At 64.2% G+C, this 6,733-nt stretch carries 5 protein-coding genes; all 5 read left to right on the forward strand.

What is annotated here, in order from left to right; genetic code table 11:
* Positions 1 to 520: EAL domain-containing protein (locus FKP22_RS16780; protein WP_141288600.1), on the forward strand; the 520-nt coding region annotated here is incomplete at its 5' end.
* Between the two features lie 112 nt (positions 521 to 632).
* A complete protein-coding gene (locus tag FKP22_RS16785) occupies positions 633 to 2,906 on the forward strand; it encodes a YCF48-related protein (RefSeq protein ID WP_211361438.1) in 2,274 nt (757 codons plus the stop codon).
* A 299-nt stretch (positions 2,907 to 3,205) separates the two neighbouring features.
* Positions 3,206 to 3,637 carry a hypothetical protein gene (locus FKP22_RS16790; protein ID WP_141288602.1) on the forward strand — a complete coding sequence of 144 codons (432 nt, stop codon included), beginning with the start codon at positions 3,206 to 3,208 and terminating at the stop codon, positions 3,635 to 3,637.
* A 32-nt stretch (positions 3,638 to 3,669) separates the two neighbouring features.
* Positions 3,670 to 5,907 (forward strand): copper-transporting P-type ATPase, encoded by a 2,238-nt coding sequence (locus FKP22_RS16795; protein WP_425551810.1) that lies wholly within the window; start codon positions 3,670 to 3,672, stop codon positions 5,905 to 5,907.
* Positions 5,908 to 6,223: 316 nt separating this feature from the next.
* The gene (locus FKP22_RS16800; protein ID WP_141288603.1) at positions 6,224 to 6,616 is read left to right on the forward strand and encodes a BlaI/MecI/CopY family transcriptional regulator; all 393 of its coding nucleotides are present in this window, start codon (positions 6,224 to 6,226) and stop codon (positions 6,614 to 6,616) included.
* The last annotated feature ends 117 nt before the right edge of the window (positions 6,617 to 6,733 follow it).

A 6,733-nucleotide genomic window follows, 5' to 3' on the forward strand; every position in this document is an offset into this window, starting at 1 on the left:
CCGCCAGTTCAAGCGCAGGCTGCTGGAGCAGCAGGTGGCCGACGCGCTGGCCAGCAGCGGCGCCGACCCCGGCCGGCTGCAGATCGAGATCACCGAGCACACGCTGGTCGAAGACGTGGCGGCCAATGTCGGCACGCTGGCTGCACTGCGCGCGCGAGGCGTACAGATCGCCATCGATGACTTCGGCACCGGCCTTTCCTCGCTGGCCTACCTGAAGCGCCTGCCGATCGACAAGCTGAAGATCGACCGCAGCTTCGTGCGCGACCTGCCAGACGCCGCCGAAGACGGCGCCATCGTCGAAGCCATCGTCTCGCTCGCCCACGCACTGGGCCTGCAGGTGGTGGCCGAAGGCGTCGAGACCGAGCGCCAGCAAGCCTGGCTCACCCAGCGCGGCGTGGCCCACGCCCAGGGCTACCTGTTCAGCCGCCCGGTGCCCCCCGAGCAGATCCCCGAAGCCATCCAAGCCGTGGCCGCCCGCTGGGGCCAGCAAGACAGCGCGGGCTTCGCCAGCGGGATCTGAGCCGCTTCACGCGTCTTTACAATCCCGCCGGTTCAAACAAGACCACGGGGAGTGAGGAATGACGAGCCGACAAAAAAGGCCCGGGTGGGCGCATGCGTGCCTGCAACTGGGCATGGGGCTGGTGGTCAGCATCGCGCTGAGCGCGTGTGGGGGCGGTGGCGGGGACGAGCCCGGGGGGGCAGCGCCCGAGAAGTTCCAGATCGTTGCGCCTACGGTGGCAGACGCAGACCAGCCTGTGGCATTCAGGAGCACGCTGGGGAGTACCACCGGCCTGACCCTGAGCTGGGACTTTGGCGACGGCAGCACCAGCCATGAAGCTGAGCCATCCCACCGGTACGCCAAGGCCGGCGACTACGAGGTGTCGCTCGCGGCGACCGACGCCGCTGGCGGGGTCTACAAGATCAGCGTTCCGGTTTCGGTGCGGCACCTGGCGAATGTGAACGGTGCCGTTTGCAGTGGCGCCGAGCAGGGTGGCTGGTGCTGGCAGCATCCGCTGCCGGTTGGCAATGACACGCCCAACATCTGGTTTTTGGACGCGAAGATCGGCTGGGCGGTGGGCAGTGCGGGCCAGATCCTGAAAACCATCGACGCTGGGGCTACCTGGCAAGCACAACGATCCGGCGTTGACAGCACCCTGTTGCAAGTGGTGTTCGCGGATGCGAACAATGGTTGGGTGTTTGGCGACGGCGCGACCCTGTTGCACACCACAGATGGAGGCCAGCACTGGATCCAGCAGGCGCTGGGATTGCAGTCGCTGCACGACTACGATCATCAACTCGTTGTGTCAGATGCTCAACATGCCCTGCTGTCGGGCAATGAGTCTCGAGTCACTGCTGATGGTGGTGAACATTGGGCGGTGATCGAGGCAGTGGATCATCCGGTGGTCACCAGCCCCACAACGATTTGGTCGTACGGATCGTATGGACCCAGCCGAAAGGTTCTTCGTTCAACCGATGCTGGCCAGCACTTTTCTGTGAGTTTGGCGGATGCTGAGGAGGGCTTGCCAGGATACCCGGGCAGGCAGTTGGTCGACGCCAATTTCTTCGACGATCAACATGCCAAGCTGCACACCTATGACTATTTCTCCGGCAAGCTGGAGTACATGGATACGGCTGACGGCGGGATCACTTGGCAAGACATCCGGCCTGCCGCGTTGCCGACCGATGGAGCCACCTGGCGCGCAAAATTTTTCAGCCAAAAAATTGGTTGGGGTCTATCCGGCGCCGGCAAGCTCTATCGCACCACGGACGGCGGTATCAATTGGGCGCTCAGCGGCGAGCGCTCGGACTATCTACTGTCGAATGTCGACTTTCTTGATGGCCAGTCCGTCTCTACCTCGGGCAGCGGTGACGGCAGGTTTCATCTGACCAGGGATGGTGGTGCCAACTGGACTTCGTTTGTGATCGAAGACCAGCAGCTTTTTTATACGCCAACGATTCGGCAACTGGGTGACGTGCTGCTGCTGACCGTCAACGAACGAACCTATCGCTCTGCTGATAACGGTTTGACGTGGCAGCGTGTGCTCGGCAATGATCCGAAGGACGACTATGGCGCCGTCGTCGGCATCTGGATGTTTGACGGCCGCAAAGGTCTTGCGTCCACCTCCAGCGGCTGGCTTCTGGATACCTCGGATGGAGGCGCAACTTGGCAGCGGCGCGCCACGGTGGAACCTCATGGTCCATCGCTGGGGAAGCTTCAGTTCTCCGATGCCGTGAACGGCTGGATGCTGTCGTGGGAGAGTGGACTGCTGCGAAGTTCAAACGCGGGTCAATCATGGTTGCAGCCGGCGGGTAGTGTGGAACGCAATCTGTCGGATTTTCAATTCATTGATTCCGCAACCGGATGGAGCGTCGGTGACGACGGCTCCATTTACAAAAGTAACGACGCCGCACAGAGTTGGACAAAGATCGGCAGCGCAGCAAGCGGGTTGTTGGGCGTGCGCTTCTTCGATGACCAAGTCGGTTTGGTGGTGGGGTACGCCGGCCTCATTTCCCGCACCGCGGATGGTGGCGCCACCTGGACGTCACGTGCTTCCAACACAGGTGCTCGTCTGCAGCGTGTGTACTTTTCTACCGGCATGGACGCATGGGCCATCGGTGCTCAAGGCACGCTGCTTCACAGCAGTGATGCTGGGTTGACCTGGAAGAGCGTGCCGTTGCCGACACAAGCGCTGCTGACTGACATCCAGTTCAATGGACCGCTCAATGGCTGGATCGTGGGCGACCGCGGCACGGTGCTGAGTACCCGCGACGGTGGCAAGACCTGGGTGATTCAGCCAACAGGCACAGGTAGAACGCTGTGGTCGGTCTACTTCGACGACCCACTCACGGGTTGGATGGGTGGCGACGCCGGCACCGTGCTGTCCACCGCAAACGGCGGCCGTTGATCCTGTTGCCCGGAGCAAAACGGCCAGCACCGAAAGGCGCTGGCCGTTTTTTCTTTCCGCCCAACCCCTCACCGCCCCCATGTCGATCACCGCGCTGAGTGCGCTGGGTGCGCTGGGTGCGCAGGTCCATGTTCTCGGGCTCGGGCTCGTGCACGCGCAGGGCCAGGCCTTGCTGCCGCCGCTGACCCTTGCCTTTGCGGGTCTTGACTTGACCTGCATCAACGGCGGGCATAGGGGCCGGGTGCAACCTGTCCTCAAGGGGCGCGGATGGCGCATCCAAAACACAAGGAATCGTCACCATGAAACTCGCCCCCGGTTTGAGCGCGCTGGCCGTCGCCTTGTTGGCCGGATATCCGGCGATGCCCGCAAGGGCCGCCAACGAGGCTGAAGAACAGGCTGCGCACCACCCCGCCAGCCCTGTGGCATTGCCCGCGCCTGCCGGCTACGACCAGCAGATGAAGAAGATGCAGGAAATGCACCAGCAAATGGCCGCTGCCAAGTCGCCCGAGGAGCGCGCCGCGCTGATGAAGGATCACATGAAGGCCATGCAGGACGGCATGGGGATGATGGACCAGATGCGCGGCGCAATGATGGGCGGCAAAGCCGTGGCCGGTGGCAAGTCGGCAATGCCCATGGACGCTTCGATGATGAGGCGCCGCATGGACATGATGGACATGATGATGCAGATGATGATGGACCGCGAGGCAATGAAGGCCGCGGCACCCCAGTAAAGGGAGACTGCAGACAGGAACAGGAGAGCGCCATGACAAGCCACACGGATACACCCCGCAGCACTGCACATCACGGCCAGCATGTGATGCCTGACGGTATGGTGATGGGTGGTACCCCCGCTGCGGCAAAACTGTCGGCCGAGGGCGGCCACGGCCAGGTCGAGTACACCTGCCCGATGCACCCGCAGGTGCGCCAGATGGGCCCGGGCAATTGCCCCATCTGCGGCATGACGCTGGAGCGGGTGTTGGCGACGGCGGATGCCGGAGAGAGCCCAGAGCTGCGCGACATGACGGGGCGTTTCTGGATTGCCACGGCACTGACGCTGCCGGTCTTCGCGCTGGAGATGGGTGGACACCTCTTCAACATCCATCACCTCATCGCGCAGCAGACCTCGAACTGGGTGCAACTGCTGCTGGGAACGCCGGTTGTGCTGTGGGCCGGATGGCCATTCTTCGTGCGCGCCGTGGCGTCCGTGAAGAACCGAAGCCTGAACATGTTCTCGCTCATTGCGCTCGGCACAGGGGCGGCCTGGATCTACAGCATGGTCGGAACTCTTGCGCCCAGCCTGTTCCCGGCCGAGCTCCGGTTGGCTGTTGGTGCCGTGCAGATCTACTTCGAGGCGGCGGCCGTCATCACCGTGCTGGTGTTGCTGGGCCAGGTGCTCGAACTCCGGGCACGCGAGAAGACATCGGGTGCCATCAAGGCCTTGCTCGGGCTTGCGCCGAAAACGGCGGTCAAGGTGAAGGCCGATGGCACTGACGAAACCGTTCAGGTGGACGCCATCCAGGTTGGCGAGTTCTTGCGCGTGCGTCCCGGCGAGAGGGTGCCGGTCGACGGTGAACTCACCGAAGGCAAGGGCAATGTGGACGAGTCGATGGTCACTGGCGAGCCCATTCCGGTCGCGAAGGCCCTTGGCGCCAAGCTGACAGCCGGAACACTCAACCAGACAGGCGGCTTCGTGATGCGCGCTGAGAAGGTCGGCGCGGACACGCTGCTGGCCCAGATCGTCCACATGGTGGCCGCGGCGCAGCGCAGCCGCGCGCCCATCCAGCGCATGGCCGACCTGGTCGCGGGCTGGTTCGTGCCGGTGGTCATCCTGATGGCGGTGCTCACGTTTGTCGCCTGGCTGGTGTGGGGCCCGCCGCCGGCCTTCAGCTACGCGCTCGTCACAGCGGTCGCCGTGCTCATCATTGCCTGTCCATGCGCGCTGGGCCTGGCCACGCCGATGTCCATCATGGTCGGCGTTGGCAAGGGTGCGCAACATGGCGTGCTGATCCGCGACGCCGAAGCGCTGGAGCGCATGGAGAAGGTCGACACGCTGGTGCTCGACAAGACGGGGACCTTGACCGAAGGTCGCCCGAGCGTCGTTCAGGTCGAACCGGCCCGAGGTTTCAGCAAGGACGACGTACTGCAGAAGCTCGCGAGCGTCGAGCGGGCCAGTGAGCACCCGCTGGCCACGGCCATCGTCAACGCCGCGCAGGAGGGCAGGCTGAACCTGTCGGCAGTCACCGACTTCGATTCTCCCGTCGGCAAGGGCGTGGTCGGCACGGTCGACGGAAGGCGAGTGGTCTCCGGCAGCGCGAAGTTCCTGGCCGAGCGTGGCATCGACTGTGCGCCATTGAATCAGCCGGCAGAAGCGCAGCGTGCCAACGCGGCCACCGTCATCTTCGTCGGGGTCGACGGCAAGCTTGCGGGCTTTGTGGCCATCGCCGATCCCATCAAGGCCACGACGCCCCAGGCGCTTCAGGCCTTGAAGGCCGCGGGCATTCGCATCGTGATGCTGACGGGTGACGGCAAGACCACGGCCGAAGCGGTCGGCAGGCAGCTCGGCATCGACGAGGTCGTCGCCGAGGTGCTTCCGGAAGACAAGGTCGCGGTGGTGCAGCGCCTGATGAAAGAGGGAAGGATCGTGGCCATGGGCGGCGACGGTGTCAACGATTCACCGGCGCTGGCCGCCGCGACGGTCGGCATCGCGATGGGCACCGGGACGGACGTGGCCATGGAGAGCGCCGGCATCACGCTGCTCAAGGGCGACCTGATGGGCATTGTTCGCGCGAGGACCTTGTCGCAGGCCACGATGCGAAACATCCGGCAGAACCTCACGCTGAGCTTCGTCTACAACGTGGCCGGCATCCCGCTTGCCGCCGGTGTGCTCTATCCCTTGTTCGGGCTCTTGCTGTCGCCTGTCGTTGCCGCCGCGGCCATGGCGCTGTCATCGGTCAGCGTCATCGGCAATGCGCTTCGGCTGCGAGCGCTGAAGCTGGAATAGGCGAAAAGCAAAGGCAGCTCTGCGCTCAGCCCTTCACTTCGCCGCGTTCCAGCCGTTCTTCAGAGGTGGCGATGATCTCGTGGCCTGGCACCGCGGGTCCAGGGCGCCAGCGGGCTGCCGAGTTGATGGGCAGCGTGGCCGACGACCTGCATGCGTGTCTCCGAAGGGATGGTTCGAGGCAGCGGCGTCCGCAGGAGCAGCCGGGTAGCAAAGGACACTTTGGCGACACCGCGCGACAGGTCAGTCGAGCAGGCGCTTGACATCTACTAATCGTTTAGTACTATTCGCCTAATACTTTACTGCGACTGGCTTGGCGATGACCTTACCCCGACCGACCGAAGGCGAGCTCGCGATCCTGCGCGTGCTCTGGCAGAGCGACGGGCCCTGCACCGTGCACCAGGTGCACGAGGTGCTGTCACAGGCCAAGGACACGGCCTACACCACGGTGCTGAAAATGCTGAGCATCATGGCCGAGAAGGGCCTGGTGACACGTGACGACAGCGACCGCCGGCATCGCTACAGCGCGGCCCAGCCCGAGCCCGAGGTGCAGGCCGTGCTGCTGAAGGACCTGATGCAGCGCGCGTTTTCCGGCTCGGCTTTGCAGCTGGTGCAGCGCGCGCTGGATGTGGACAAGGCCAGCGCTTCGGAGCTGGACGCGATTGCCCGCGTGATCGCCGAGGCCAAGGCGCGCCAGCGCAAATCCACCTGAAAGAGGTGCCCCCATGAATCTCTTCGAACACATCCAGGCCGCGCTCGCGCTGAGCCTGTTGCATGCCTTGTGGCAAGGCACGCTGTTGGCCCTGCTGGCGGCAGCCGGCATGGCCTG

The sequence above is a fragment of the Ideonella azotifigens genome, from assembly GCF_006519715.1.
Classification (GTDB): domain Bacteria; phylum Pseudomonadota; class Gammaproteobacteria; order Burkholderiales; family Burkholderiaceae_C; genus Ideonella; species Ideonella azotifigens.